The sequence below is a fragment of the Caballeronia fortuita genome (assembly GCF_001544835.2).
GTDB lineage: Bacteria > Pseudomonadota > Gammaproteobacteria > Burkholderiales > Burkholderiaceae > Caballeronia > Caballeronia fortuita.
In genome coordinates this window covers 833780-859578 of the sequence record NZ_FCNX02000001.1, presented here as the reverse complement: position 1 = coordinate 859578, position 25799 = coordinate 833780, and the positions used below count along the sequence as shown (strand labels likewise).

Annotated in this window: 23 protein-coding genes and 1 tRNA gene; 14 read left to right on the top strand and 10 right to left on the bottom strand. The window is 65.0% G+C overall.

What is annotated here, in order from left to right; all coding sequences use genetic code 11:
* Positions 1-23 precede the first annotated feature (23 nt).
* Positions 24-1106, top strand: a complete 1083-nt coding sequence (locus AWB77_RS04015) for a YheT family hydrolase (RefSeq protein WP_061133033.1) — start codon at positions 24-26, stop codon at positions 1104-1106.
* A 6-nt stretch (positions 1107-1112) separates the two neighbouring features.
* On the top strand, positions 1113-1694 hold the full coding sequence (locus AWB77_RS04010) for a DUF2946 family protein (RefSeq protein ID WP_061133032.1): 582 nt from the start codon (positions 1113-1115) through the stop codon (positions 1692-1694).
* Position 1695: 1 nt separating this feature from the next.
* Here the strand turns inward: AWB77_RS04010 and AWB77_RS04005 are convergent, their stop codons facing one another.
* On the bottom strand, positions 1696-3744 hold the full coding sequence (locus AWB77_RS04005; RefSeq protein WP_061133031.1) for a M48 family metalloprotease: 2049 nt from the start codon (positions 3742-3744) through the stop codon (positions 1696-1698).
* 159 nt (positions 3745-3903) lie between these two features.
* Here AWB77_RS04005 and moaC point away from each other — a divergent pair, with 159 nt between their 5' ends.
* Positions 3904-4383: a cyclic pyranopterin monophosphate synthase MoaC gene (gene moaC, locus AWB77_RS04000; protein ID WP_061133030.1), complete on the top strand. Its 480-nt coding sequence runs from the start codon at positions 3904-3906 to the stop codon at positions 4381-4383.
* Positions 4384-4399: 16 nt separating this feature from the next.
* On the opposite strand, the gene AWB77_RS03995 is transcribed toward moaC, so the two are convergent.
* The 8 genes from AWB77_RS03995 to recA all read right to left on the bottom strand — a co-directional run bounded on the left by AWB77_RS03995 (position 4400) and on the right by recA (position 12951).
* The gene (locus tag AWB77_RS03995; RefSeq protein ID WP_061133029.1) at positions 4400-6223 is read right to left on the bottom strand and encodes a PglL family O-oligosaccharyltransferase; all 1824 of its coding nucleotides are present in this window, start codon (positions 6221-6223) and stop codon (positions 4400-4402) included.
* Positions 6224-6389: 166 nt separating this feature from the next.
* Positions 6390-6980 (bottom strand): pilin, encoded by a 591-nt coding sequence (locus tag AWB77_RS03990; RefSeq protein WP_061133028.1) that lies wholly within the window; start codon positions 6978-6980, stop codon positions 6390-6392.
* Between the two features lie 111 nt (positions 6981-7091).
* A complete protein-coding gene (locus tag AWB77_RS03985) occupies positions 7092-7802 on the bottom strand; it encodes a TerC family protein (protein WP_061133027.1) in 711 nt (236 codons plus the stop codon).
* Between the two features lie 107 nt (positions 7803-7909).
* Complete coding sequence (gene sucD / locus AWB77_RS03980) at positions 7910-8791, bottom strand: succinate--CoA ligase subunit alpha (protein ID WP_008351350.1); 882 nt, start codon at positions 8789-8791, stop codon at positions 7910-7912.
* A gap of 97 nt (positions 8792-8888) precedes the next feature.
* The gene (gene sucC / locus AWB77_RS03975) at positions 8889-10070 is read right to left on the bottom strand and encodes an ADP-forming succinate--CoA ligase subunit beta (protein WP_341844946.1); all 1182 of its coding nucleotides are present in this window, start codon (positions 10068-10070) and stop codon (positions 8889-8891) included.
* A gap of 93 nt (positions 10071-10163) precedes the next feature.
* Entirely contained in the window at positions 10164-10802 is a 639-nt protein-coding gene (locus AWB77_RS03970) for a DUF2889 domain-containing protein (RefSeq protein ID WP_061133025.1), read from the bottom strand.
* Positions 10803-10913: 111 nt separating this feature from the next.
* Positions 10914-11861 carry a recombination regulator RecX gene (recX, locus tag AWB77_RS03965; RefSeq protein ID WP_061133024.1) on the bottom strand — a complete coding sequence of 316 codons (948 nt, stop codon included), beginning with the start codon at positions 11859-11861 and terminating at the stop codon, positions 10914-10916.
* Positions 11862-11880: 19 nt separating this feature from the next.
* Positions 11881-12951, bottom strand: coding sequence for a recombinase RecA (recA, locus tag AWB77_RS03960; RefSeq protein ID WP_061133023.1), 1071 nt, complete (start codon positions 12949-12951; stop codon positions 11881-11883).
* 282 nt (positions 12952-13233) lie between these two features.
* On the opposite strand from recA, the gene AWB77_RS03955 reads away from it, so the two are divergent.
* The 5 genes from AWB77_RS03955 (at position 13234) to AWB77_RS03935 (ending at position 18578) form a co-directional block, all read left to right on the top strand.
* A complete protein-coding gene (locus AWB77_RS03955; protein WP_061133170.1) occupies positions 13234-13962 on the top strand; it encodes a response regulator transcription factor in 729 nt (242 codons plus the stop codon).
* A 5-nt stretch (positions 13963-13967) separates the two neighbouring features.
* Positions 13968-15539 carry a sensor histidine kinase gene (locus AWB77_RS03950; protein WP_061133022.1) on the top strand — a complete coding sequence of 524 codons (1572 nt, stop codon included), beginning with the start codon at positions 13968-13970 and terminating at the stop codon, positions 15537-15539.
* A gap of 232 nt (positions 15540-15771) precedes the next feature.
* Positions 15772-17430 (top strand): MFS transporter, encoded by a 1659-nt coding sequence (locus AWB77_RS03945; RefSeq protein ID WP_061133021.1) that lies wholly within the window; start codon positions 15772-15774, stop codon positions 17428-17430.
* Between the two features lie 93 nt (positions 17431-17523).
* A tRNA-Met gene (locus AWB77_RS03940) sits at positions 17524-17600 on the top strand.
* Between the two features lie 117 nt (positions 17601-17717).
* A complete protein-coding gene (locus AWB77_RS03935; RefSeq protein WP_061133020.1) occupies positions 17718-18578 on the top strand; it encodes a MurR/RpiR family transcriptional regulator in 861 nt (286 codons plus the stop codon).
* Here AWB77_RS03935 and AWB77_RS03930 read toward each other — a convergent pair.
* The gene (locus AWB77_RS03930) at positions 18575-19462 is read right to left on the bottom strand and encodes a LysR family transcriptional regulator (RefSeq protein ID WP_061133019.1); all 888 of its coding nucleotides are present in this window, start codon (positions 19460-19462) and stop codon (positions 18575-18577) included. The genes AWB77_RS03935 and AWB77_RS03930 overlap by 4 nt on opposite strands.
* Positions 19463-19567: 105 nt before the next feature.
* Here AWB77_RS03930 and AWB77_RS03925 point away from each other — a divergent pair, with 105 nt between their 5' ends.
* The 6 genes from AWB77_RS03925 (at position 19568) to AWB77_RS03905 (ending at position 25799) form a co-directional block, all read left to right on the top strand.
* A complete protein-coding gene (locus AWB77_RS03925; RefSeq protein ID WP_061133018.1) occupies positions 19568-21004 on the top strand; it encodes an N-acyl-D-amino-acid deacylase family protein in 1437 nt (478 codons plus the stop codon).
* A gap of 25 nt (positions 21005-21029) precedes the next feature.
* A complete protein-coding gene (locus AWB77_RS03920; RefSeq protein ID WP_061133017.1) occupies positions 21030-22349 on the top strand; it encodes an MFS transporter in 1320 nt (439 codons plus the stop codon).
* 70 nt (positions 22350-22419) lie between these two features.
* Positions 22420-23763, top strand: coding sequence for an aspartate aminotransferase family protein (locus AWB77_RS03915; protein ID WP_061133016.1), 1344 nt, complete (start codon positions 22420-22422; stop codon positions 23761-23763).
* Entirely contained in the window at positions 23760-23927 is a 168-nt protein-coding gene (locus AWB77_RS35580) for a hypothetical protein (RefSeq protein WP_157694741.1), read from the top strand. The genes AWB77_RS03915 and AWB77_RS35580 overlap by 4 nt, the downstream gene beginning before the upstream one ends.
* Positions 23911-25248: an AtzE family amidohydrolase gene (locus tag AWB77_RS03910; protein ID WP_061133015.1), complete on the top strand. Its 1338-nt coding sequence runs from the start codon at positions 23911-23913 to the stop codon at positions 25246-25248. Before AWB77_RS35580 ends, AWB77_RS03910 begins: the two co-directional genes overlap by 17 nt.
* On the top strand, positions 25245-25799 hold the full coding sequence (locus tag AWB77_RS03905; protein WP_061133014.1) for a carboxymuconolactone decarboxylase family protein: 555 nt from the start codon (positions 25245-25247) through the stop codon (positions 25797-25799). Before AWB77_RS03910 ends, AWB77_RS03905 begins: the two co-directional genes overlap by 4 nt.

Genomic DNA, 25799 nt, shown 5'->3' with positions numbered 1-25799 from the left:
AAGACGTCTGCCGGGGAGGGACCATGAAGCGCGATCCGTTGTTGAAGCACGATTCGTCGTTCGTGGACAAGTCGCTCGCCGTCGCACTGAAAGAAGCGGCGCATCTGAGCGCGCCGAGGGCCGCCGATTGGCTCTACAACGCGCCGCGCTGGCTGCCGACGAGCCACGCCCAGACCATCGTTCCAGCCTTGTTCGGCCGCAAGCCTGCCGTGCAGTATCGGCGCGAGCGCTGGGACACGCCCGACGGCGATTTCATCGATCTCGACTTTCTCGCGCACGATCCAGCCGATCCGCAGGATCATCCACCCGCCAACGCCCCGCTCTTCGTGCTCTTTCACGGCCTCGAAGGCAGTTCCGACTCGCACTACGCCCGCACGATGATGGCCGCCGCCCGCGCGCGCGGCTGGCACGGCGTCGTGCCGCATTTTCGCAGCTGCAGCGGCCCGCTCAATCTGCTGCCGCGCTTCTACCATCTCGCGGACAGCGCCGAAGTCGACTGGATACTGCGGCGGCTCGCGCAGGCGCATCGCGGGCCGATCGTCGCGGCGGGCGTCTCGCTCGGCGGCAACGTACTGCTGCACTGGCTGTGTCAGCGCGGCACGGATGCATCGATCATCAGCGCGGCGGCGGCCATCTCCGCGCCGCTCGACGTCCACGCGGGCGGCCTCGCGATCTCGCAGGGCTTCGGCATGGTCTACACGCGCAGCTTCCTGAAATCGCTCAAGAAGAAGGCGCTCGCCAAGCTCGGCCAGTATCCCGGGCTCTACGACCGCCACGCCGTGCTCGCCGCGCGCACGCTGTACGAGTTCGATAACGTCGTCACCGCGCCGCTGCACGGCTTTCGCGACACCAATCACTATTGGTCGACGGCGACGATCCGCGCGCATCTGAAGCACATCGAAGTGCCCGCGCTGCTCCTGAACGCGCGCAACGATCCGTTCCTGCCGGAGTTCGCGCTGCCGTCGGCGGCGGAAGTATCGGCGCGCGTGACGCTCGATCAGCCGAACCACGGCGGACACGTCGGCTTCATGACGGGACCGTTTCCGGGCCGGATCGACTGGCTGTCGCTGCGCGTGTTCGGCTATCTGGAGAACTTCGTTTCGTGATCGATCATGGATGACATCGTCAGGCAGGCGCTCGCCAAATGGCCCAACGTTCCGCATTGCACGGGCTGGCTGCTGCTCGACCGGCGCGGTCAGTGGCGCATGCGTGACGACGCCGCGCAAGCCGCCGGCGAACTCGGCGCGCCGATCCGGCACGAGGCGCTGCTCGGCTTCATCAACCGCAATTACGAAAGCGATGCCGACGGCCAGTGGTTCTTTCAGAACGGCCCGCAGCGCGTGTACGTGGAGCTCGGCTATACGCCGTGGATCGTGCGCCTCCATGAGGAGCACGGCGAATTGCGCCTGACCGATCAATCCGGCGCGGACTTCGAGCCCGCGCATGCATGGACCGACGACGAAGGCGCGATCCTCTTCGCCGATAACGCGTCGCCCGCGCGCGTCGCCGCGCTGCACGACCACGATCTCGAACTGTTCGCGAATCACGCATCGCTCGACGATGCTGGCACGCGCGGCGTCTTCCATTGGCGCGGCGGCGTCGATCTGACCGTGCAGCCGATCGCCCGCGCGGATGTCGCCGCGCACTTCGGCTTCGTCGCGAGTCCGGCCGCCCGCGCCGCCCGCCAGGCGTGATTCAGCCGTTTTTTTCCATCTCGCGCTCTTCCTTGTAGCGCGTTTCGAAGTCGTGCAGCCGTGCGGAGATCGTCGAGAGATCGTAGAAACTCGCGGTCTTCACGTCGCGCGCTTCCTTCAGTTGCCGGATGGCGGACGGCCACGCGCCGTCGAGCGCGAATTTTTCGGCCATCGCCTGATGCTGTTGCAACGGATCGTTGAGGCCCGCGCTCGCCTGCGCAAGATAAAACCACCAGTCGGGGCGCGTCGGCTCGGCGCGTGTTTCGCGGCGCGCGAGCGTCTGCGCTTCGGCGAAGCGGCGCGCGGAAAGCAGCGCCTGCAAATGGACGTCGATGGCCGCGTGCGACTCTGGCCAGCGCTTTTGTGCGATGTCCGCGAGGCGGATCGCTTCGTCGTTGCGGCCTGCGCGGCGCGCGATGTCGGCGGCGAGCACGTCGAGGCTCGGCGTGCTGCGCGACGCCGGCGGCGCGGGCGGCGCGGGCTGCGGTTTGGCTGCCGGAATCGGGCGCGCATCGACATGGACGGGCGCAAGCGCGATCTCGCTGCTTGCGCGCGCGGGCTCGGCCGTCGGCGTTTCGGGCAGCGGCGCGTTGCCCAGATTCAGCGCCGTGCGCGCGCGGTCGAGCGGCGTCGCGGTCATCGACGCATCCGCGTTACGCAGCGATGCCTCGCCGCTCTTGTCACGCGGCGCCACGGACGCTACGGACGCCACGGACGCTACGGGCGGCGAGATGGCCGGCGCGCCCGCCTGCTTCGGCTGCGGCGCGCGATCCTCCTGCCGCACTTGCGCCGATGCCGCCGCCGCGCTCGCCTCGTCGCCTTCGAACGACTTGCGCGCACGGGCAAGCGCACCGTCGGCGGCGTCGTAATTGCCCATCAGCGATTGCGCGAGCGCGATGCCATACCAGTTCGACGCCGGATTGAGCGCCGTCTGATCCTCGATTTCGGATTTGAGCCTGCTCGCAACCTCACGATAATCGCTCGCGTAATTCACTTGCAGCACACGCGCGCGGGCACGCACGAACGCGTATTCTGCCGACTGACGCGGCTGCCGATACGGCACGCGCCGCGCGCGGCCTTCCATGTCGGCGATGCGGTCGGTCGTGAGCGGATGCGTGCGCACGTAGGGCGGCACGCCGTTATCGGCCATGGCGCCGCGATCGAGACGTTCGAAGAACGCAACCATCGCGTAGGGATCGTAACCGGCGGCGGTCAGCATCTGAAAACCGACGCGATCGGCTTCGTGCTCGGCCGCGCGCGAAAAGCGCAGCTGATTGTCGATGGCGAACGCCTGACCGCCCATTGCGATGCCCATGCCGAGATCGCCGCTATGCGCGAGCAGACCTGCGAGCATGCCGGCGGCCATCGCGGCGAGCGCCGCGTAGGTGCTCTTTTCCTGCGTGCCGAGCATGCGCGCGATGTGCCGTTGCAGCACGTGCCCCATTTCGTGACCGATGACCGACGCCAGTTCCGATTCGGTCTGCGTCGCGGCGATCAGCCCCGTGTTCACGCCGATGAAGCCGCCCGGCATCGAGAACGCGTTGATCTGCGGATCGCGCACGGCGAAGAGATCGAAATCCGGCCGATAACCGCCCAGATACTGCGTGGCCGCGGCAGAGGACAGCTTCGACGATATCGAATCGAGATAGTCGCGCAGCAGCCAGTCGTCGAGATAGTCGGGATCGGCGCGCACTTCGCGCATCATCTTCTCGCCGACCTTGCGCTCGGCCTGCGGCGTGAGCGAGCCGCCAGAGCCGTCGCCGAGATCGGGAAGCTGCACCGACGCGAGCGGCGCGCGCAGGCCGGACATCGTGCCGGGACGGTTCGCGAACCGGCTTTCGGCGCCGCCATAGACGCCGAACACGCCGTCCGCGAAGTTGGCCGGCACGTCGCCCGCACTCTTTTCCTGCGACGAACGCAGTTGCGACGCCGCGAGCGTGCCGGCCGGGTTCGCGGCGGGCGAACTCGTCTGCGCCAGAGCGGCAGGCGGCATGGCGAGGGCAATACACAACAGGGAGACGAGCACGCGGCTCGGACGTGTCGAAGGCATGGCGCGAAGCGGACGTTGCGTGTGGTGCCTGAAAATCGAATCGAGCTTATCGTATCAAGTGTCGCGCATCGTTCGGAACTGGTATTGGATCTCGACGTTTCGCGGTGAAAACGCGCGATTTCACGCTGGTATGATAGGCGCCCATTCGAAGGAGACGCTATGTCCGGACTCACTCATTTCGATGCCGCTGGCGAAGCGCACATGGTCGATGTCGGCGCGAAGAACGAAACGCGCCGCGTCGCCGTGGCACGCGGCTCGATCGCGATGCTCGAACCCACGCTCGCGCTGATCCGCGAGGGACGTGCCAAGAAGGGCGACGTGCTCGGCGTCGCGCGCATCGCGGCGATTCAGGGCGCAAAGCGCACGGCGGATCTGATCCCGCTATGTCATCCGCTGGCGCTGACGCGCGTCGCGGTGGATTTCACCATCGACGAAACGCTGCCCGGCGTGCATTGCGAAGTGCGCGTGGAGACGGTCGGGCGAACCGGAGTGGAGATGGAGGCGCTGACCGCCGTGCAGGTCGGATTGCTGACGGTCTACGATATGTGCAAGGCGGTGGATCGGGGTATGACGATCACGAATGTGCGGGTGATGGAGAAGCACGGGGGGAAGTCGGGGGATTGGGTGGCGGAGGCGTAGTGCCCGGCCGCACAACTCACTCCTCCTCATCGTCCTCCGAAGGCTGCTGATCCGGCAACGGCACCCCGTACAGCTTCACCAGATCCGCCTTGAACGACGCCAGCGGCTTGCCCGCTTCATCGGTCAGATCGTAGACGGCCAGAAGCTGCTTCGGCCAGTCGTGCAACTGCGTCGCGAAAATCTTGAGACGCGCCATCGTGTCGAGCGCTTCCGCCTTCTGTCCGGCAAGCGCCTGGAGCACCGCATATCGGCGCAACACGGTCTCGCCCGGCAACAACGCAATGGCCTTGCGATGCGCCGCGAGCTTCTCCTCGACGTTCTGCGCGTTGATCGGCAACAGCGTCGCCGCGCCGTATTCGCCCCACGCCGTGAACAGGAACGACGGATTGTCGCGGTATTGCTCGGCCGGCCGCGCGCCGTAATAGAGCACCTCGGCGCGGTTGTAATCGCGCAGCGTCGGAAACAGCGCCGCGAGTCCGCCGAGCACGAGCACGACATACACGCCATACGACAGCGGCCGCGCAACCAGCCGCAGGGGCCGCGTCTCCAGCAGACCGATGACTAGCATCGCCGGCATCAGAAAAAACATGTACTGCTGCGGATATTCGACAAGCGCATGCATCATCAGCACGCCGAGCAGCGACAGCCCGAAAATGCGCGCCGGCGTTTGCGGCGCGCGCAGCACGCGAATCAGCCAGAGCACGATGCCCGCGACGAGAATCGCCACGCCGAGCGCGCCGGTTTTCGCGAGCAGATCGATGAAGATGTCGTGCGCGTTATTTGCGATCTCGACGCCGCCCAGATCGCGCACGAGATCGAACTGATAGCGCGGAAACTCGCCCCAGCCCACGCCCAGCAGAGGGTGCGTCCTGAACATCGTCCAGCCGTATTTCCAGAGCGCGAGCCGCGGCGCGATCTGACTGGCTTCCTGCATGCGCTCCGCCGCCGATTGCGCGAGCCCGAAGCCATAGCGCACGTTCGCCCAGCGCACCGCCGCGTTCACCGCGAAGAACACGATGGCGAGCAGGATCGGGACGATCCACGCGCGCACATCGCGCTTGCCCGGGCCATCGAAACCTTCGGACGCGACCGGCCGCCCGATCACAAAGGCCATCCAGAACCCGGCGACGACGATCACCGCCGTCTGCAGCCACGGTCCGCGCGAGACGGTCAGCGCGAGCCCGAGCGAATAGATCGCGGACAGAATCAGCCACAGCACGATCGGCAGACGCCGCGCTTGGACGAAGTACAGCGCGCCCGCGAGGGCGAACGCGATCACGGTCGCGAGGTGATTCGCCTGCGCCATGTTGCCGAACGGACGCCGCTCGATCATCACGTTGTACGCGACCACGAACGGCGTGAATCTCACTTCCATATGTAGCAACTGCACGATCTGGCAGAAGACCGCGAAGAGTCCGCCGACCATCAGCGCAGCCGCACCGATACGCAGCGCCTTCTCCGCGAGCCCTGCCCGCACGAATCCGAACCCCGTGTGCACCGCGACGAAGGACGCGAGCAGATACGCGCCGCCGAGCCAGTTCATCGATGGCTGCGCGACCGGCAGCAACACCGTCTGCGCGACGAGCAGCGCGCCGAACGCGAGCGGCATCAACGCGACGACGGGCGACGCGAACGGCACCTTCGGCTCCGTCACGCGCACGAGCAGCGCGAGCGTCGCGGCCAGCGCGAGATAGAGCGCGAGCGCGCTGTATTCGGCGTAGAAGGTCGGAATCGGGTACGTGTGGTTGACGACGCCGAAAGGCATCGTCAACGCAAGGCAAAGAACGGCGAAACAGAGAAAGCGCGCGTATTCGGCGGATCGGGATGATTGAGAAGGCATGAGCGGCTGGGAACGTCGGGAACCGGCGCACTATACAAAACTTTGCCCCCGCTGTCCGTTGAACCGCCGGAATTGCTACGAAATCTCGGTCTTTCGCGCAAAAACGACGGCGCAAAAGCGCGGCGGCGCCGTAAATCGTGCCGCCGCGCTCTCGTTCCTCCGGCACTTACGCGCGGCACTCGGGCGGCGCGAGATTCGCCGGCAAGGTCGCCGCCTGCGCGGGCGACGGACCCGCACCCGGCGCCGGCAGCGACGACTCCGCCTTCGCGCCCGCGAAGCATTCCCATGTCAGCGAGCCCGCCTGGACCGCGCCACGGCTGAGCGCGACGCGCGACGTGGGCGTATCGGCGTTATCGGGCGTCGAAGGCACGAGCACGAGCGTGTTCGATCCCGCCGGCGCGACGCGCGTCGAGTAAGCGATCGTGATTTGTCCGTTGTCGCTGTCGACGTGAACGGATTCGACATTGCGCGTGCCCGGCGGCGACGCGAACCCGCCCGCGAGATCCGCACCGCTCGCCGCGTTCTCGGCCACCGCGAGCCGCGCGCCCGCTGCAAGCGCGATGCCCTCGCCCACGCGGCTACGCGCCAGATAATCCTGATACGCGGGTATCGCATATGCCGCGACCACGCCGACGATCGCAAGCACGATCATCAGTTCGATCAGCGTGAAGCCACGCGCGAGCGCGTCTTGCGCGCGCCCGAACCACCATGCGCGCCGTTCGCGCGGCGCGTTGAAACCACGAACCATCGTCGTCATTGCTGCTCCCAAAAGACAAAAAAAGCGCCCTTCCGCGCAATGCGGCAAGGACGCTTCCATCGTATTGAGAGACGTGCGCGCGCGGCAGTCAGCCGGACGGCCTAGGACGATTCAACCGGCCGCGCGATTGTCATTGGCGATTGCGCGCCGCTTGAGCAGCCAGCCGACCGCGATAACGAAAATTGTCCCGGCTGCATGCGCCGCGTATCCGGCGATCTCGGTGTTGAGCGCGGGCCATCGGTCGATGAAGGGATCGTCGATGATGAGACCGCCCGAGATCCATCCCAGCAACCCCGCGCCGAGCAGCACGACGACGGGAAACCGGTCGAGCAGCTTCAGCACCAGCGTGCTGCCCCAGACGATCAACGGAATGCTCACGATCAGCCCGAAGATCACCAGCGTCAGCCGATGACGCGGATCGGCGGCTTCGGCCGCGCCCGCGATCGCGATCACGTTGTCGAGGCTCATCACGGCATCCGCGACGATGATCGTCTTCACCGCCGCCCACAACCGGTCCGACGCGTCGATCTGATGATCGTCGTGGTCCGGCTGCATCAGCTTCACGCCGATCCACAGCAGCAGCATGCCGCCCAGGAACTTGAGGAACGGGATATCGAGCAGAAGCACCGCGAACGCGATCAACACGACGCGCAGGATGATCGCGCCGAGCGTGCCGAACACGATGCCGCGCGTGCGCTGCCGGTCGGGCAGATTGCGGCACGCGAGCGCGATCACGACGGCGTTGTCGCCGCCGAGCAGAATGTCGATCACGATGATCTGAACGACCGCGCCCCAGTGAAGGGTCGAGAAGAATTCGAGCATGAGGCAGAAATGAAAAAAGCGAGGAAGCAATGCTCCCTCGCTTTTCATCGGATTACACGAAAGGAATCAGTAAGAGTACCAAACCCCCGCGTAATTTGCCCGCATGCTTACAGGACCGACTTCAGCAGACGCGCCATTTCCGACGGATTCTTCGTGACCTTGATGCCGCACGCGTCCATTATTTCCAGCTTCGCGTCAGCCGTGTCCGCACCGCCCGAGATTAGCGCGCCGGCGTGGCCCATGCGCTTGCCCGGAGGCGCCGTCACACCCGCGATGAAGCCGACGACCGGCTTCTTCATGTTGTCCTTGATCCAGTAAGCGGCGTTCGCTTCGTCCGGACCGCCGATCTCGCCGATCATGATGACGGCGTCCGTTTCCGGATCGTCGTTGAACATCTTCATCACGTCGATGTGCTTGAGACCGTTGATCGGATCGCCGCCGATACCGACCGCCGACGACTGGCCGAGGCCAAGCGCCGTCAACTGGCCGACTGCTTCATAGGTCAGCGTGCCCGAACGCGACACGACGCCGATGCGGCCTTTCTTGTGGATGTGACCCGGCATGATGCCGATCTTCAGCTCGTCCGGCGTGATCGTGCCGGGGCAGTTCGGTCCGAGCAGCAGCGTCTTGCGGTTTTCGCGGCGCATGCGGTCCTTGATTTCGAGCATGTCGCGAACCGGAATGCCTTCCGTGATGCAGATCGCGAGATCGAGATCGGCTTCGACGGCTTCCCAGATCGCGGCGGCAGCGCCCGCGGGCGGCACGTAGATCACCGAAACGGTCGCGCCGGTTTCGGCCTTCGCTTCCTTGACGGACGCGTAGATGGGAATGCCTTCGAAGTCTTCGCCGGCCTTCTTCGGGTTCACGCCCGCGACGTACGCTTCACGGCCGTTCGCGTATTCGCGGCAGGCGCGCGTGTGGAACTGGCCGGTCTTGCCGGTGATGCCCTGCGTGATGACCTTCGTGTCTTTGTTGATCAGAATCGACATGTAGTGACCTCTGTTCGTTTGGCGTCGCTGTGATGCGTTCAGCAAGCGCCGCCATTCGTATCTGGTGGAACGCTCTTATCGGGCAAGCGGAAAGCGCTTACTTGCCTTCGGCTGCCGAGACGACCTTCTGCGCGGCTTCTTCCATGCTGTCCGCCGAGATGATCGGCAGACCCGAGTCGGCCAGCATCTTCTTGCCGAGGTCTTCGTTCGTGCCCTTCATGCGCACGACGAGCGGCACCTTCAGGTCGACGGCCTTCGACGCCGCGATCACGCCTTCCGCGATCACGTCGCAGCGCATGATGCCGCCGAAGATGTTCACGAGGATCGCCTTCAGGTTCGGGTTCTTCAGCATCAGCTTGAACGCTTCGGTCACCTTCTCGGTCGTCGCACCGCCGCCGACGTCGAGGAAGTTGGCCGGCTCGCCGCCGAACAGCTTGATGGTGTCCATCGTCGCCATTGCGAGGCCCGCGCCGTTCACGAGACAGCCGATGTTGCCGTCGAGCGAGATATAAGCGAGGTCGAACTTCGACGCTTCGACTTCAGCCGGATCTTCTTCGTCCAGATCGCGGTACGCGACGATCTCCGGGTGACGGAACAGCGCGTTCGAATCGAAGTTGAACTTGGCGTCGAGCGCGATCACCTTGCCGTCGCCGGTCACGATCAGCGGGTTGATTTCCGCGAGCGATGCGTCGGTTTCGAAGAACGCCTTGTACAGACCTTGAAGGATCGCGCGCGCTTGCGGGATCGATGCATCGGGGATGCCGATCTTGCGTGCGAGGTCATCGGCGTCCGCGTCCTGCAGACCCGTCGACGGCTCGACGGCGAACTTGTGCAGCAGGTCCGGCGTCTTTTCCGCGACTTCTTCGATGTCCATGCCGCCTTCGCTCGACGCCATCACGACGATCTTCTGCGAAACGCGATCGAGCACGAGGCCGACATACAGTTCCTTCTTGATGTCCGCGCCTTCTTCGATCAGCAGGCGATTGACCTTCTGGCCTTCCGGGCCGGTCTGGTGCGTGACGAGCTGCATGCCGAGGATCTGGTTCGCGTATTCGCGGACCTGCTCGATCGACTTCGCGACCTTCACGCCGCCGCCCTTACCGCGGCCGCCGGCGTGAATCTGCGCCTTGACGACCCAAACCGGGCCGCCCAGCTCTTCCGCGGCCTTGACCGCATCATCCACCGAGAACACGGGTTTGCCGCGCGGGACCGCGACGCCGAATTTCCGCAGGATTTCCTTACCCTGGTACTCGTGAATCTTCATGCGTGATTCCTTCAGTCTGAGAGTTGGAGTGAACTTCTGTTTGCTTGAACCGCTGATTCTTCGATTCTTGTTTGAATGCCGTGCGCGCGCGCGAGCGCTGCCTGCGCGCTACGAGGCGGACTTTGTCTCCGCCCTGTCCTGTACCGCTGTTCCGGATTCGGATGATTGGCCGGGTGCGTAACCGAACCAGCGCGGGTAGTACTCCTTGACCGCGGGCCCGTCGAACCGCAATGCATGGCAACGGCCGAGTTGAAAAGGCGGCTCGTCGTGCGGCGCGCCGGCGTCGGTCTGTCTGAACGGATTGCCGTCCTCGATTTTCCAGACGTCGCCCGCGAATGCCTGAATGGCTGCGGTCGGCAAGACGCCGCACAACTCTGTGAGATGCGTGCAGCCCGCCGCGCCGCGCAGCAGCTTGTTGGCTTCGCGGCGAAAATTCTGAAGCAGATTGAGCCCGATGAGCTTTCGATAGACCGGATTGGACTCGGCGCACAGACCGCCATAGGGCGACCATTCGGACGACGCTTCGACGTCGACGATGGTGAGCTTGCGGTCGATGGTGATGCGCAGCCAGAGTTCATGGATCGGCAGGCCGTGCGGCCGGACGCCCGTCGCGAGTTGGAAGTCGCGCGGCTTCTCATCGGTTAGACAGGCTTCGATATCCCACAGGCCGTCGTCACGCTCGAACGCTTCCAGCCGAATCGCGCGACTATGGCGCAACTGTCGGGGAGCGGGAGGTGAGAGAGACATGCTGGAGTGAGCCGGTACGGGGAAAACCGTGGAATTTTAGCATATTGGGTATTTCGAGCCGGGCATACGGCCGAGGAAAGAAACGGACGTGCGAATCGCGCGTGTTCGCGCTCAATCGTCGACGATCTCTTCGCACCAGTCTTCGTCGCCACCCTTCAGAATTTTGCCGATGGTGCCGCCTGAAAATCCACGCGCGGCGAGGAAGCGCGCCTGCTTGGCGCGCTCGGCCGGCGTCTCGGGCAGCACGCCGTACTTCTTTTCCCACACGGCTTGCGCGCGGGCAATTTCGGACTGCGCGAGCTTGTCGGCGGTTTCGCTGATAAGCGCATCGCCGACGGCGTGGCGCTTCAGTTCGCTGATGATCCGGCTGCCGCCCATGCGCGAGGCTCGCCGATGCACGACGCTCTCGACGAAGCGCTCATTCGACAGCCAGCCATCGCGCTCGAGACCGTCGAGCAGTGACTCGAGTGAATCCGCTTCTTCGACGTACGGACGCAGCTTGCGCGATAGCTCCGCGCGGCTGTACTCACGACGCGACAGATACCCGAGCGCACGTCCCTTTAACGAGCGTTGCGGACGTCTGGGATTGTTGGCTTCGCTTGCCGATGTCTTGCGCTTGCGCTGGCTGGAGCGGCTATAGACCGTATCGCCGGAATCGACTGGCGTTGGCTCCGCGGGCGCGCATTGTTCGAACGGCTCGAAGGGATCGGCGTCCTCGAACGGGCCCGGCGGCTTAGCCGTCGGTAGCGTGCGCTCGACGGGAGGCGCCTTCGGCGGTTCCGTCGTTTGCTTCAACAAGGCGCGCGCTTGTTCGAGACGCGCGGCGCGATCGTTCGCGTCGGCGTTACTTTCACCATCTGCGGACGGCTCAAAAACACGACGCGCCGGCGCGAAGGATTTCGCGTCGGCGCGTTGCTTGTTGCTGCGCTTCAGGCCACCCGACTTCGACGATGCACCGCGCCGCTCGCTGCTTCGTTCGTAGCGATCGACGGATTCGGAATCGTTGCCGGTTCCTTCATCCGCCGTACCTGCCTTCGATCCGAACCGGCGCTTCTGCATCGTCCGTCAGACCCGATGCTTACTCGCCGTCGGCCGTTGCGGCGCCTGCGGCTACGACTTCACCCATTGCGGCCACACCCAGCGATTCGCGGATCTTGTTTTCGATCTCACGCGCAATGTCAGGATTCTCGCGCAGGAATTCGCGCGCGTTGTCCTTGCCTTGACCGATGCGATCGCCGTTGTAGCTGTACCAGGCGCCCGCTTTGTCGATCAGCTTGGCCTGCACGCCCAGGTCGATGATTTCGCCCTGACGCGAGATGCCTTCGCCATACAGGATGTCGAAGATGGCTTCGCGGAACGGCGGCGACACCTTGTTCTTCACGACCTTCACGCGCGTCTCGTTGCCGATGACTTCGTCGTTCTTCTTGATCGAACCGATACGGCGAATGTCCAGACGCACCGACGAATAGAACTTCAGCGCGTTACCGCCCGTGGTGGTTTCCGGATTGCCGAACATCACGCCGATCTTCATGCGGATCTGGTTGATGAAGATGACGAGGCAGTTCGTGCGCTTGATCGTGCCGGTGAGCTTGCGCAGCGCCTGCGACATTAGACGCGCTTGCAGACCCGGCAGCGAGTCGCCCATTTCGCCTTCGATTTCCGCCTTCGGCACGAGCGCCGCCACGGAGTCGATCACGATCATGTCGATGGAACCCGAACGCACCAGCGCGTCCGCGATTTCGAGCGCCTGCTCGCCCGTGTCCGGCTGCGAGATCAGCAGTTCGGGCACGTTCACGCCGAGCTTGCCCGCGTACTGCACGTCGAGCGCGTGTTCCGCGTCGATGAACGCCGCCGTGCCGCCGAGCTTCTGCATCTCCGCGATCACCTGCAGCGTGAGCGTGGTCTTGCCCGACGATTCCGGACCGTAGATTTCCACGACACGGCCGCGCGGCAAGCCGCCGACGCCGAGCGCGATGTCCAGTCCGAGCGAACCGGTGGAGACCACTTGAATGTCTTCGACCGCCTCACCTGCGCCGAGCCGCATGATCGACCCTTTGCCGAATTGCTTTTCGATCTGCGAGAGCGCGGCAGCCAGGGCCTTGCTCTTCTCCGCAGTCATGCCAGCCGGGCCTTTCTTGCTTTCTTCCATGAATCGTCCTTTGCTATGATGAACGGCGTCTGAGGCAGTGTTCACGGGGTTTTCCGCTGCTCGATCGAGCATACGAAACCGCCTTTCCCACTCACGCAGACACTGTATAAAAAAACAGTAGTTTTTGCAAGCATGTCGCGCCGTGGCGCAGCTTTTTTTCCACGTCGCGCTCGCACGCAAAAACCACGAACACCTGGAGACCGCCGCGCCGGGCGACACACGGTGCCGGCAATGCCGATGCGCTTCATCGCGCATGCATGGCGTACAAAGGCGCACACGACGATGCGAATCCTCATTGCCGAAGACGACAGCATACTCGCGGACGGCCTCGTCCGATCACTCCGCCAATCGGGATACGCCGTCGACCATGTGAAGCATGGCGTCGAGGCGGACACCGCTCTTTCCCTGCAGACCTTTGACCTCCTGATCCTCGATCTCGGCCTGCCGCTGATGCCCGGTCTCGAAGTGCTGCGCCGCCTGCGCGCGCGCAATTCGCAGATGCCCGTGCTCATCCTTACCGCCGCCGATTCCGTCGACGAACGCGTGAAAGGCCTCGATCTCGGCGCCGATGACTATATGGCCAAGCCCTTCGCGCTCAACGAGCTCGAGGCGCGCGTGCGGGCGCTCACGCGGCGCGGTGCGGGCGGCGGCCCGACCGTCGTGAAGCACGGCTCGCTTTCGTTCGATCAGGTCGGGCGAATCGCGACGATCGGCGATCAGGTCATCGATCTTTCCGCGCGCGAGCTCGGCGTGCTCGAGGTGCTGCTCCAGCGCACCGGCCGGCTCGTGTCGAAGGAGCAGCTCGTCAACCATCTGTGTGAATGGGGCGAGGAAGTCAGCAATAACGCGATCGAGGTCTACGTGCATCGGCTCCGCAAAAAGATCGAGCCGAGCGGCGCGAAGATCATCACGGTGCGCGGCCTCGGCTACACGCTGGAGAAAGCGGTCGCCGCGACGAACGGCGCCGCTGCCCAGCACGCCGGCGAATCCGCCAGCCATCACTATAAGTAGGCCGCATGGCGTCGCACGTTTCCGACGAAACCCGGCGCAACGCCTTTGCGAGCGACGATTCCGACGCGCGGCGCGACGCGAGCTACGCCAATCCGTTCGCGCCGCCCGATCAACTCGAACCGGACACCGAGACGCATCCGCGCTCGCTTTTCGGCGAGATTCTCGACTGGATGCTCGCGCCGCTGCTCTTGCTCTGGCCGATGAGCATCGCGGTCACGTATCTCGTCGCGAAGTCGATCGCGAACGGTCCGTTCGACCGCGCGCTCGAGGCCGACGCCTACGTGCTCGCGCGCCAGATCCAGCCGGTGAACGGCATCGCGGAGCTGCGCCTGCCCGACGCGACGCGCGATTTCCTGCGCGCCGACAACGTCGACAGCGTCTTCTTTCAGGTGCTCGGCACGCGCGGCGAACTCGTCGGTGGCGACCGCGACATGCCGTTGCCGCACGACGACGACCGCCCGCAGCCGGGCATCGTCGAATTTCGCGACGACGTGCTGCGCGGCAACGACATTCGCGTCGCGTACACAACGGTCGATCTGCCCGGCCTCGCGCCCGGCCGCGATTCCGAAAGCGCGCAGCCGGTGCTCGTGCAGGTCGCCGAGACGCTCGACAAGCGCAGCCAGCTCGCCAACGACATCATCAAGGGCGTGATCCTGCCGCAGTTCGTGATCCTGCCGCTCGCGATCATCCTCGTGTGGTTCGGGCTTTCGCGCGGGCTCGCGCCGCTGCACGCGCTGCAGTCGAACATCCGCGCGCGCCGCCCCGACGATCTCTCGCCGCTGCAGGCGGGCAGCGCGCCGCCGGAGATCGCGCCGCTCGTCGCGTCGTTCAACGATCTGCTCACGCGTCTCGAACAGAACATGGAGTTCCAGAAACGCTTCATCGCCGATGCCGCGCATCAGATGAAGACGCCGCTTGCCGGCTTGCGCATGCAGGCGGAACTGGCGATGCGGCAGGATGTATCGACGGAAGTGCAGCGCTCGCTCGAACAGATCGCGATGAGTTCGGAACACGCGGCGCGCCTCGTCACGCAACTGCTCGCGCTCGCGCGCGCCGAGAACCGCGCGACGGGGCAGATTTTCACGCGCATCGTGCTCACCGATCTCGCGCGGCTCGCTGTGCGCGACTGGGTGCAGGCCGCGCTCGCCAAAGGCATGGACCTCGGTTACGAGGAGCCGCCGTTTCCGGTCGAAGTGGAAGGCAATGTCGTGATGCTGCGCGAGATGCTCTCGAACCTGATCGACAACGCGATCCGCTACACGCCCGCCGGCGGGCGCATCACCGTGCGCGTGCGGACCGACGACGACGATCTCGATCTCGTGCATCTCGAAGTGGAAGACACCGGCCTCGGCATTCCCGCGGCGGAGCGCGAGCGCGTGGTCGAGCGCTTCTATCGCATTCTCGGGCGCGAGGGCGACGGCAGCGGCCTCGGGCTTGCCATCGTCAAGGAGATCGCGGCGATGCACGGCGGCGCGCTCGCCATCGAGGATCATGTGTATCAGGAAAGCCCGCGTCTTGCGGGAACACTCGTCAGGGTCAGTCTTCAGCGGGTTTTTCCTGCCCGGGACAAACCCTGAGCGCACGCGCCGCAAATTCGCAACTCGCGCGGAAATAGCGCGGCATTGAAAGAACTTAAACGACCGTTCGCATCAAATGTCTATGAATTTCGCGCAGATCGGTTTTTTGCAGGTTCCGCGCGCCGGGCCAGGCCGCGTCAGAACGCCGTAAGTTTTCGTTCCAATAATGCTTGCACCGGGAGCCGCCTAATCGCGGACCGATGTATTCGAAAATCAAATCAGGAGACGATACATGGCTACGGTTGAGGGGCGCGTGTCGCACGCACCGATGACGGCGGAGGAGAAGAAAGTCATCTTCGCCTCGTCGCTCGGCACGGTGTTCGAGTGGTATGACTTCTATCTGGCGGGCTCGCTCGCCGTCTATATCAGCAAGACGTTCTTCTCGGGCGTCAACCCGACAGCCGGTTTCATCTTCACCTTGCTCGGTTTCGCGGCGGGCTTCGCTGTGCGTCCGTTCGGCGCGATCGTGTTCGGGCGTCTCGGCGACATGGTCGGGCGCAAGTACACGTTCCTCGTGACCATCGTCATCATGGGTCTGTCGACGTTTCTGATCGGCTTCCTGCCCGGTTACGCGACGATAGGCATCGCGGCGCCGATCATCTTCATCGCGATGCGTCTGCTGCAAGGTCTCGCGCTCGGCGGCGAGTACGGCGGCGCGGCGACGTATGTTGCGGAGCATGCGCCGTCGAACAAGCGCGGCGCGTGGACGGCGTGGATCCAGACCACGGCGACGCTCGGCCTCTTCATCTCGCTGATCGTGATTCTCGCGGTGCGCACGATCATGGGCGAGGAGCAGTTCGGCGCGTGGGGCTGGCGCATTCCGTTCCTCGTGTCGATCCTGCTGCTTGCCGTGTCCGTGTGGATTCGCATGAAGCTGCACGAATCGCCGGTGTTCGAGCGCATCAAGGCCGAAGGCAAGACTTCGAAGGCGCCGCTCACGGAAGCGTTCGGCGAGTGGAAGAACCTGAAGATCGTGCTGCTCGCGCTCTTCGGTCTGACGGCGGGCCAGGCGGTCGTGTGGTACACGGGCCAGTTCTACTCGCTCTTCTTCCTCACGCAGACGCTCAAGGTGGACGGCACCAGCGCGAACATCATGGTCGCGGTGGCGCTTCTGATCGGCACGCCGTTCTTCGTGTTCTTCGGGTCGCTGTCGGATCGCATCGGCCGCAAGCCGATCATCATGGCGGGCTGCCTGATCGCCGCGCTCTCGTTCTTCCCGCTCTTCAAGGCGCTCGCGCACTACACGAACCCGACGCTCGAAGCCGCGACGCAGAAGTCGCCGATCGTCGTGATCGCGAATCCGGACGAGTGCTCGTTCCAGTTCAACCCGGTGGGCACGTCGAAGTTCACGAGTTCGTGCGATATCGCGAAGAGCGCGCTGTCGAAGGCAGGTCTCAACTACGAGAACGTGGCGGCGCCGGCGGGCACGCTCGCGCAGATCAAGGTCGGCGAAACGGTGGTGAACACGTACGACGGCAAGGCGGCCGACGCGAAGGCGCAAGGCGCGGCGTTCGACAAGACGCTCGCCGGCACGCTGAAGAGCGCGGGCTATCCGGCGAAGGCCGATCCGGCGCTGATCAACTGGCCGATGGCGATCGTAGTGCTGACGATTCTCGTGATCTTCGTGACGATGGTCTACGGCCCGATCGCGGCGATGCTCGTCGAGATGTTCCCGGCGCGCATCCGCTATACGTCGATGTCGCTGCCGTATCACATCGGCAATGGCTGGTTCGGCGGCTTCCTGCCGGCCACGGCGTTCGCGATCGTCGCGGCCAAGGGCGATATCTACTCGGGACTGTGGTATCCGATCGTGATCGCGCTGATTACCTTCGTGATCGGCATGCTGTTCGTGAAAGACACGCGCAAGTCGAACGTCTATCACGAGGATTGATCGAGGCGGCCGGCCTTCCGCGCGGTTCTTTCAACAAAACGCGCGGAAGGGGTTGACAGCCTGCAAGACGCTCGCCATAATCTCGTTTCTTTCGGCGAATTAGCTCAGTTGGTTAGAGCGACGGAATCATAATCCGCAGGTCCGGGGTTCGAGTCCCTGATTCGCCACCAGTTGCAAGAAAAAGCCGCTGTTCTCACGAACAGCGGCTTTTTTGTTTTCCGCGCGCGGCCGCCCTCCTCGCCGCGCTCATGCTTAAATAGCGCGTCGCTTCCTCCAGCATCCAGAACGTGCCCACCTTCGACCAACTCGCCGCGACCATCCGCGAGCGCTTCCCCGATCTCAGCCCGCAATTCCAGGCCGGCGCCGCCTTCCTTCTCGATTATCCCGACGAAGTCGCCGTCCTCTCGATGCGCAAGGTCGCCGAACGCGCCCAGGTCCAGCCCGCCGCGATGGTCCGTCTCTCACAGCAACTCGGCTTTCCCGGCTGGAGCGAGTTGCGCGAAATCTTCGTGAGCCGCGTGCGCACGCGCCCCGAACCGCTGACGACCCGCGCCCGCTCACTCGTCAAAGGCGGCGCCGACAATCACCTGAGCCGCGATCTCGCGCAAGCGCAATCGCACAATCTCGAACTCACGCTTGCTCAGAACGCGGCGAGCGTCGTCGAAACGGCGAAGACCTTGAAGAAAGCGCCGCATGTGCATGTCGCGGGCTTCCGGTCGTGCTATCCGGTCGCGTTCAGCCTGCTTTACGGGTATCGGCTTTTCCGTTCGTCGGTGAGTCTCGTCAGCGGCGAAGCCGGCACGCTCGAAATGCAGTTGCGCGGCATCGAAAAAAAGCACGCCGTCGCCGTCGTCAGTTTCGCGCCGTATTCCGTCGAAGCCGTGCGCGTCGCTCAGGCGGCGATCGAGCGCGGCGCGAAACTCATCGCGCTCACCGATAGCGCCGTGTCGCCCATCGCGCTCAACGCCGATCACACGCTCATCTTCTCGCACGAATCGCCGTCGTTCTTTCCGTCGCTCGTCGCGGCATCGGCGCTCGCGGAAATGCTCGTCGCGCATCTGCTCGCGCTCGAAGGCAAGGACGCGATCGCAAATCTCGAACAAGCCGAAGCCGCGCTGCACTCGCACGGCGCCTACGCGGCGAACTAGCCGATCGACGCCTTCAGCAGTTCGCAAAGCTCGGCGGCGATGGACGACATCGACACATGCCGATGCTTCACGATGCCGATCGAGCGCCGCACCTCCGGGCTGCCTATCGGCACCGTCCGGATGTTCGGCGCGAAGTGCGCCGACACCGCGAGCGACGGCACGATTGCGCAGCCAAGCCCCGCATCGACGAGCGCCACTACGCACGAGATGTGCTCGACTTCGTAGAACCATCGCAGGCTGATCGACTCGTGCCCGAGCAGCAGTTCGAGCAGCAGCCGGTTGCCGCTGTCGCGCCCGCCGATGACGAGCCGCGCGTCCCGCAGATCACGCAGCGACACGCTCTCGCGCGCCGCCCACTCATGTTCCCGATGCACCGCGAGCACGTATCGATCGGCCAGCAAGGGCTCGAACACGAGGTCTTCGTCGTCGCCCGGATCGAGACTGATGCCGAACTCGGCGAGTCCCGCGCGCACCTGCCCGAGCACGAAGTCGTGATTGCCGTCGAAAATCTGCACGCCCACTTGCGGATATTTCTCCGCGTAGCGCCGCAGCACGTCGGGCAGCACGCGATTGACCACGGTCGGAATGCTCGCGAGCCGCACCTTGCCGAAGCGCTTCTCGGCGATCTCCCGAATCGACGACAACATCGTGCCGAGCTGCGAAATCTGCTGGCGCGCCATCGGCAGAAACTGGCGGCCGACGCCCGTCAGCGCGACGCTGCGCGTCGTCCGGTGAAACAGTTCGACGCCGAGCGCCTGCTCGAGCTTCTGAATGCGCCGCGACAGCCCCGGCTGCGTGAGATGCAGCTTGTCGGCGGCCTTCTGGAAGCTGCCAAGCTCCGCCACCGCGACGAACGCCTCGAGTTCCGAGTTCTCGACTTTCATAACCGTTCCGCATGAATCCCTGAAATACCGGCATTGGACGCGCGTATTTTGTGCGATGAGCATTGTGACTGAAACAAAAAGTCATCACCCAGCGGGGCAAAGCTCATGCACTTCCAATTGATCATTCGCAACGGCGAAATCATAGACGGCACCGGTTGCGCGCGCTTCGCCGCCGATGTCGGCGTGAACGGCGAGCGCATCGCCGCGATCGGCGATCTGTCGGCGGCGAGCGCGGACAGCACGATCGACGCGGCGGGCAAGATCGTCGCGCCCGGTTTCATCGACAGCCACACGCACGACGACGCCTTCGTGCTCACGCATCCCGACGTCACGCCGAAAGTCGTGCAAGGCGTGACGACAGTGATCGCGGGCAACTGCGGGATCAGCCTCGCGCCGCTTTCCGCCGACGCGGTTCCGCAGCCGCTCGATCTGCTCGGCCCGCCCGAGCGCTTCGCCTACGACACTTTCGCCGCCTACCTCGACGCGCTCGACCGCGCACCCGCCGCCGTGAACGTCGCGGCGCTCGTCGGTCATTCGACGCTGCGCGTGCGGCACATGAACGACCTCGCGCGCGAGGCGACCGCGCACGAACGCGCGCGCATGGCCGCCGATGTCGAAGAAGCGCTGCAAGCCGGCGCGTTCGGCGTGTCGTCCGGCACGTTCTATCCGCCGGCGGCGGCGGCGAGCACGCAGGAACTGATCGACGTATGCGCGCCGCTCAAACGTCATCCTGGCGTCTTCGCCACACATTTGCGCGATGAAACGAAGGACATCGTTGCGTCGATGGAAGAAGCGTTCGCCATCGGGCGCGCGGTCGGCGCGAATCTCGTGCTCTCGCATCACAAGGTCGCGGGCAAGGAGAATCACGGGCGCTCCGCCGAAACGCTCGCGCTCATCGACGCCCAGAGCGCGCAGCAGCCGCTTTGCCTCGACTGCCATCCATATCCCGCGACCTCGACGATGCTGCGCGCGGACCGCATCCGCCAGTCGTCGCGCGTGATGCTCGCGTGGTCGACGAAGCGTCCCGAGCTCGCGGGCAAGGACTTCGCGGACATCCTGCCGCTCTACGACGGTTCGATCGAAGCTGCCATCGACGACTTGAAACCCGCCGGCGCGATCTACTTCGTGATGGACGAGAACGACGTGCGCCGCATCTTCCGTCACGAGAAAACGATGGTCGGCTCCGACGGCCTGCCCAACGACACCGCGCCGCACCCGCGTCTGTGGGGCACCTTTCCGCGCGTGCTCGGCCATTACTCGCGCGAACTGAAGCTCTTTCCGCTCGAAACCGCCGTGCGCAAGATGACCGGACTCACGGCCGAGCAATTCGGCATCGACGGGCGCGGACACGTCGTCGAAGGCCACTACGCCGACCTCGTCGTGTTCGACGCCGACGAAGTCATCGACCGCGCGACGTTCGATCAGCCGAAGCTCGCGCCGCTGGGCATCGAACACGTGATCGTCAACGGCGTGCCCGTGCTCGCGCGGGGCGAGCCGACCGGCGCGCGGCCGGGACGCGCGCTGCGCCGCATTCCCCGCTAACGACCTCAGCCGATCAGGGACCGACATGGCCACTCCTCATCAAGCAACGCCGCAATCCGCCGCGCAAGCCGCGCCGTCGGCCGACGCCGTCTATCGCAAGGTGACGCAGCGCGTCATTCCGATCATCCTCCTGTGCTACTTCTTCGGCTATCTGGATCGCGTGAACGTCGGCTTCGCCAAGCTGCAGATGATGAGCGACCTGAGCCTCACCGAAGCGGCATACGGCGTCGGCGCGGGGCTGTTCTTCATCGGCTATCTGCTGCTGCAGGTGCCCGCCGGTTATCTCGTGAAGCGCGTCGGCGTGCGCGCGTGTCTCGGCGGCTCGCTGATCGCGTGGGGCATCGTCTCCATCGCGACACTCGCGACGCGCAACCAGACCACGTTCTATGCGTTGCGCTTTCTGCTCGGCCTGACCGAAGCGAGCTTCTTCCCGGCGGTCATCGCGTACTTCAGTCTGTGGTTTCCGTCGTACCGGCTGAGCAAGGTGATGTCGCTGCTGTTTCTCGCGATGCCGCTCGGCGTCATCATCGGCGGGCCGCTGTCGGGCTGGATCATGGACGCGACGCACGGCGGATGGGGCATGAACGGCTGGCAGTGGATGTTCCTGATCGAAGGCCTGCCCGCCGTCGTGCTCGGCTTCGTGCTCTTCGCGATGGTCGTCGACCGCATCGACGATGCGATGTGGCTCTCGCGCGACGAACTTGCGATCGTGAAAAGCGAGCTCGCACGCGAATCGTCCGACAAGAAGCAGGCGCTTCTGCCCGCGCTGAAGGAGCCGACGCTCTGGCTGCTCTGCGCGATCTCGTTCCTCTATAACGTCGGCAACTACGGCCTCGTCTTCTGGATGCCGACGATGGTCAAGGCGCTCGGCCATCTCAGCAACTTCGAAATCGGCGTGGTGAGCGCGATTCCGTATCTCGTCGCCGCCGCCGCGATGGTGCTCAACGCGCAGCATTCCGTGAAGACGCGCGAGCGGCGCTGGCACACGGCACTGCCGGTGTTCATCGGCGGCGCCGCGCTGATCGGCAGCGTGGCGGCGTCGGGCGCGCCGGTGGCCGCCGTCGCGTGTTTAACGGTTGCCGTCGCGGGCATCATGAGCACACTCGCGATGTTCTGGAGCTTGCCCTCGCGGATTCTCGCGGGCACGGCGGCGGCGGGCGGCGCGGGCCTCGTGAATATCGGCGCTGCGGTCGCGGGCTTCGTCGGGCCGTCGATCATGGGCGTGCTCAAGCAACTGACAGGCAGCACGACCGCCGGCGTCGCGCTGCTCGCGGGCACGCTCTTTCTTGCCGCCCTCCTGATCCTCGCGATTCCGGCGCGTTACATCAAAGCAGCGCCTCGTTGACAACATATGTTGTTGTCGAGTTAGAATCACGCATCGCGTGTTGCGCACGCACTTCGCAAAGGCAGGAACCATGACCACGGTATTTCATCGCGCGCCGCGCGCCAAGTTGCCCACCGCCGTGCGCGGCGACGGCATCGAGATCGTCGATTCGACCGGCAAGCGCTACATCGACGCATGCGGCGGCGCGGCCGTCTCGTGCCTCGGGCACAGTCATCCGCGCGTGATCGAAGCGATTCAGCGGCAAGTGCAGCAACTGCCCTACGCGCACACGTCGTTCTTCACGACCGAGCCCGCCGAAGCGCTCGCCGATCTGCTGATCGATGCCGCGCCGAAGAATCTCGGTCACGTCTATTTCGTCTCGGGCGGCTCGGAAGCGATGGAAGCGGCGCTCAAGCTCGCGCGCCAGTATTTCGTCGAGAAAGGTCAGCCCGAACGCCGGCATTTCATCGCGCGCCGCCAGAGCTATCACGGCAACACGCTCGGCGCGCTCGCGATCGGCGGCAACGCATGGCGCCGCGAGCCGTTTCTGCCGATCCTGATCGAAGCGCATCATGTCTCGCCCTGCTTCGCGTATCGCGAGCAGCAGGCGGGCGAAACCGACGAAGCCTTCGCGCAGCGTCTCGCCGACGAACTCGAGGCGAAGATTCTGGAACTCGGCGCGGAATCGGTGGCGGCGTTCGTCGCGGAGACGGTCGTCGGCGCGACGGCGGGCGCGGTGCCGCCGGTGCGCGACTATTTCCGCAAGATCCGCGCGGTCTGCGACAAGTACGGCGTGCTGCTGATTCTCGACGAAGTGATGTCGGGCATGGGCCGCACGGGGCACCTGTTCGCGTGCGAGGAAGACGGCGTGTCGCCCGATATTCTCGCCATCGCGAAAGGTCTCGGCGCGGGCTACCAGCCGATCGGCGCGACGCTCGTCAGCAACGCGATCTTCGACACGATTGTCGGCGGCTCGGGGTTCTTTCAGCACGGCCACACGTACATCGGTCATGCGACGGCGTGCGCGGCGGCGCTCGAAGTGCAGAAGGTCATCGCCGAAGAAAGTCTGCTCGACAACGTGAAGGCGCGCGGCGAGCAGTTGCGCGCGCTTCTGCGCGAGCGGCACGCGAATCATCCGTATATCGGCGACGTGCGCGGGCGCGGCCTCTTCACCGGCGTCGAACTGGTGCAGGATCGCGCGAGCAAGACGCCGTTCGATCCGAACCACAAGCTGCACGCGCTCATCAAGAGCGAGGCGATGAAGCGCGGGCTCATGGTGTATCCGATGGGCGGCACCGTCGATGGCCGCGTCGGCGATCACGTGCTCATCGCGCCGCCGTTCATCACGACGAGCGCGCAGATCGAGACGATCGTCGAACGCCTGTCCGATGCGATCGACGGCGCGCTCGGCATCGTCGGCGTGAAAGCGGCATGAACGACGCCGCGATCGAGGCGTGGTCGGCATCGCTCGGCATCGCGGTGCCCGACGCGTTGCTGCCCGGCGTCGCCGCCTTGCTCGATTCGATGCATGCAAGCGCGCGGCAACTCGCCGCCGCGCTCGACGAAGCGGAACCCGGCGACGATGAAGCGCGCGCTTGATATCGCGGCGGACGTGCGCGCGCGAAAGCGTTCGGCCACCGACGCGACGCGTGAAGCGCTCGCCGACATCGCGCGCGAGAACGCCGTGCTCAACGCGTTCCATCACGTTTTCATCGACGATGCGCTCGCTCAGGCCGCGCGTATCGACGCGCTCGTGGCGCAAGGCACCGATCCGGGGCCGCTCGCCGGCGTGCCGTTCGCCGCCAAAAGTCTCTTCGATATCGAAGCCCACGCGACGATCGCCGGTTCGCGCGCGCGGCTCAACGCACCCGCCGCCGCCCGCGACGCCGACGCCATCGCGCGACTGAAGCGCGCGGGCGCGGTGCTCGTCGGCACGACGCACATGGATGAACTCGCGTGCGGCGCGACCGGCGAGAATCCGCATTTCGGCGCGGTGCGCAATCCGCACGACACCGATTGCATGACGGGCGGATCATCCGGCGGGTCAGCCGCCGCCGTCGCCGCGCGATGCGTGCCGCTCGCACTCGGCAGCGACACCAACGGCTCCATTCGCGCGCCCGCCGCGCTGTGCGGCGTGTGGAGCATCAAGCCAACGTTCGGCAGGCTGTCGCGGCAAGGCGTGCTTCCCTATGCGAATTCGCTGGATTGCATCGGCGGCTTTGCAAACGACGCCGGCGATCTCGCGGCGTTTCACGATGCGCTCAGTGGCGATGCGTCTGCCGTGCGCGAACGCAGCTTGCGCGTCGGCGTATTGAGCGGCTATTTCGAAGCGAACGCGTCGCGGCAGGCGTGGGAGGCGGTGCTTCGAGTCGCCGCGCTGATCGGGCCGCATGCATCGATCGACATGCCCGACGACGAAATGCAGCTCGTGCGCGGCGCGGCGACGATCATATCGAACGTCGAAGTCGCGGCTGCGCACGCGAACCTGCTCGGCGCGCCGGACGAAGACGTTTCAGCCCGCCTGCGCACGCGCCTGCTCGCGGGCGCATTGGGTCCCGCTGCGTGGTACGCCCGCGCGTTGCATTATCAGCGGCGCTTCCACGCGCGCATGTCGCGGCTTTTCGCCGACTTCGACGTGCTGCTCGCGCCGTGCACGCCCTTCGCCGCGCCGCGATTCACCGACTCGACGATCATGATCGGCGATCGCGAATTCGAACCCGCGAAGCATCTCGGCATGCTGACTCAGCCGGTATCCTTTGCAGGGCTGCCTGTCGTCACCGCGCCCGTGCTGCGCGAAGGTCATATGCCGCTCGGCGTGCAGATCATCGGCGCATCGTTCGATGAAGCCGCGTGTTTCGCGGCCGCGCGACGCATCGAACGCGGCCTCACGAACTCCCCACGAACATCGATCGAATCATGAACAAACGACTTCCCGACTTCCAGATCGCCACCGCATCCGACGAACAGAAAGCCGTCTTGCAGGACATCCTGAGCGGCCCGCGCGGCAATCTCAACGGGCCGTTTCTCGGCTGGATCTTCAGCCCGGAACTCGCGCAACATGCGCAGAGACTCGGCGCGTTCTGCCGCTACAACACCGGCCTGCCGCTGCGCCTCTCCGAACTTGCGATTCTGGTGACGGCGGCGCGCTGGCGCTCGCAGGCGGAATGGCACATCCATCATCCGATCGCGCTCGAAGCCGGCCTGCCAGCCGATCTCGCCGAAGCGCTGCGCAGTGGAACGACGCCCGCTTTCGCCGATGCCGACGACAAGCTCATCTTCGATTTCGCCACCGAGCTTTACGACACGAAGCGCGTCAGCGATGCGACGTACGATGCCGCCGTCGCGCGCTTCGGTCATACGGTCGTGGTGAATCTCGTCGGCTTGCTGGGTTATTACGCGCTCGTCGCAATGACGCTCAACACCTTCGACATGCGCGCAGAAGGGCAGCGTTCACTGCCCTTCGCGGAGTGA

Excerpts from the sequence above, each read along its gene's own strand:
- AWB77_RS04015 (WP_061133033.1), top strand. The coding sequence starts at position 24 with ATGAAGCGCGATCCGTTGTTGAAGCACGATTCGTCGTTCGTGGACAAG.
- AWB77_RS04010 (WP_061133032.1), top strand. The coding sequence starts at position 1,113 with ATGGATGACATCGTCAGGCAGGCGCTCGCCAAATGGCCCAACGTTCCG.
- AWB77_RS04005 (WP_061133031.1), bottom strand. The coding sequence starts at position 3,744 with ATGCCTTCGACACGTCCGAGCCGCGTGCTCGTCTCCCTGTTGTGTATT.
- moaC (WP_061133030.1), top strand. The coding sequence starts at position 3,904 with ATGTCCGGACTCACTCATTTCGATGCCGCTGGCGAAGCGCACATGGTC.
- AWB77_RS03995 (WP_061133029.1), bottom strand. The coding sequence starts at position 6,223 with ATGCCTTCTCAATCATCCCGATCCGCCGAATACGCGCGCTTTCTCTGT.
- AWB77_RS03990 (WP_061133028.1), bottom strand. The coding sequence starts at position 6,980 with ATGACGACGATGGTTCGTGGTTTCAACGCGCCGCGCGAACGGCGCGCA.
- AWB77_RS03985 (WP_061133027.1), bottom strand. The coding sequence starts at position 7,802 with ATGCTCGAATTCTTCTCGACCCTTCACTGGGGCGCGGTCGTTCAGATC.
- sucD (WP_008351350.1), bottom strand. The coding sequence starts at position 8,791 with ATGTCGATTCTGATCAACAAAGACACGAAGGTCATCACGCAGGGCATC.
- AWB77_RS03970 (WP_061133025.1), bottom strand. The coding sequence starts at position 10,802 with ATGTCTCTCTCACCTCCCGCTCCCCGACAGTTGCGCCATAGTCGCGCG.
- recX (WP_061133024.1), bottom strand. The coding sequence starts at position 11,861 with ATGCAGAAGCGCCGGTTCGGATCGAAGGCAGGTACGGCGGATGAAGGA.
- recA (WP_061133023.1), bottom strand. The coding sequence starts at position 12,951 with ATGGAAGAAAGCAAGAAAGGCCCGGCTGGCATGACTGCGGAGAAGAGC.
- AWB77_RS03955 (WP_061133170.1), top strand. The coding sequence starts at position 13,234 with ATGCGAATCCTCATTGCCGAAGACGACAGCATACTCGCGGACGGCCTC.
- AWB77_RS03950 (WP_061133022.1), top strand. The coding sequence starts at position 13,968 with ATGGCGTCGCACGTTTCCGACGAAACCCGGCGCAACGCCTTTGCGAGC.
- AWB77_RS03945 (WP_061133021.1), top strand. The coding sequence starts at position 15,772 with ATGGCTACGGTTGAGGGGCGCGTGTCGCACGCACCGATGACGGCGGAG.
- AWB77_RS03930 (WP_061133019.1), bottom strand. The coding sequence starts at position 19,462 with ATGAAAGTCGAGAACTCGGAACTCGAGGCGTTCGTCGCGGTGGCGGAG.
- AWB77_RS03925 (WP_061133018.1), top strand. The coding sequence starts at position 19,568 with ATGCACTTCCAATTGATCATTCGCAACGGCGAAATCATAGACGGCACC.
- AWB77_RS03920 (WP_061133017.1), top strand. The coding sequence starts at position 21,030 with ATGGCCACTCCTCATCAAGCAACGCCGCAATCCGCCGCGCAAGCCGCG.
- AWB77_RS03915 (WP_061133016.1), top strand. The coding sequence starts at position 22,420 with ATGACCACGGTATTTCATCGCGCGCCGCGCGCCAAGTTGCCCACCGCC.
- AWB77_RS35580 (WP_157694741.1), top strand. The coding sequence starts at position 23,760 with ATGAACGACGCCGCGATCGAGGCGTGGTCGGCATCGCTCGGCATCGCG.
- AWB77_RS03910 (WP_061133015.1), top strand. The coding sequence starts at position 23,911 with ATGAAGCGCGCGCTTGATATCGCGGCGGACGTGCGCGCGCGAAAGCGT.
- AWB77_RS03905 (WP_061133014.1), top strand. The coding sequence starts at position 25,245 with ATGAACAAACGACTTCCCGACTTCCAGATCGCCACCGCATCCGACGAA.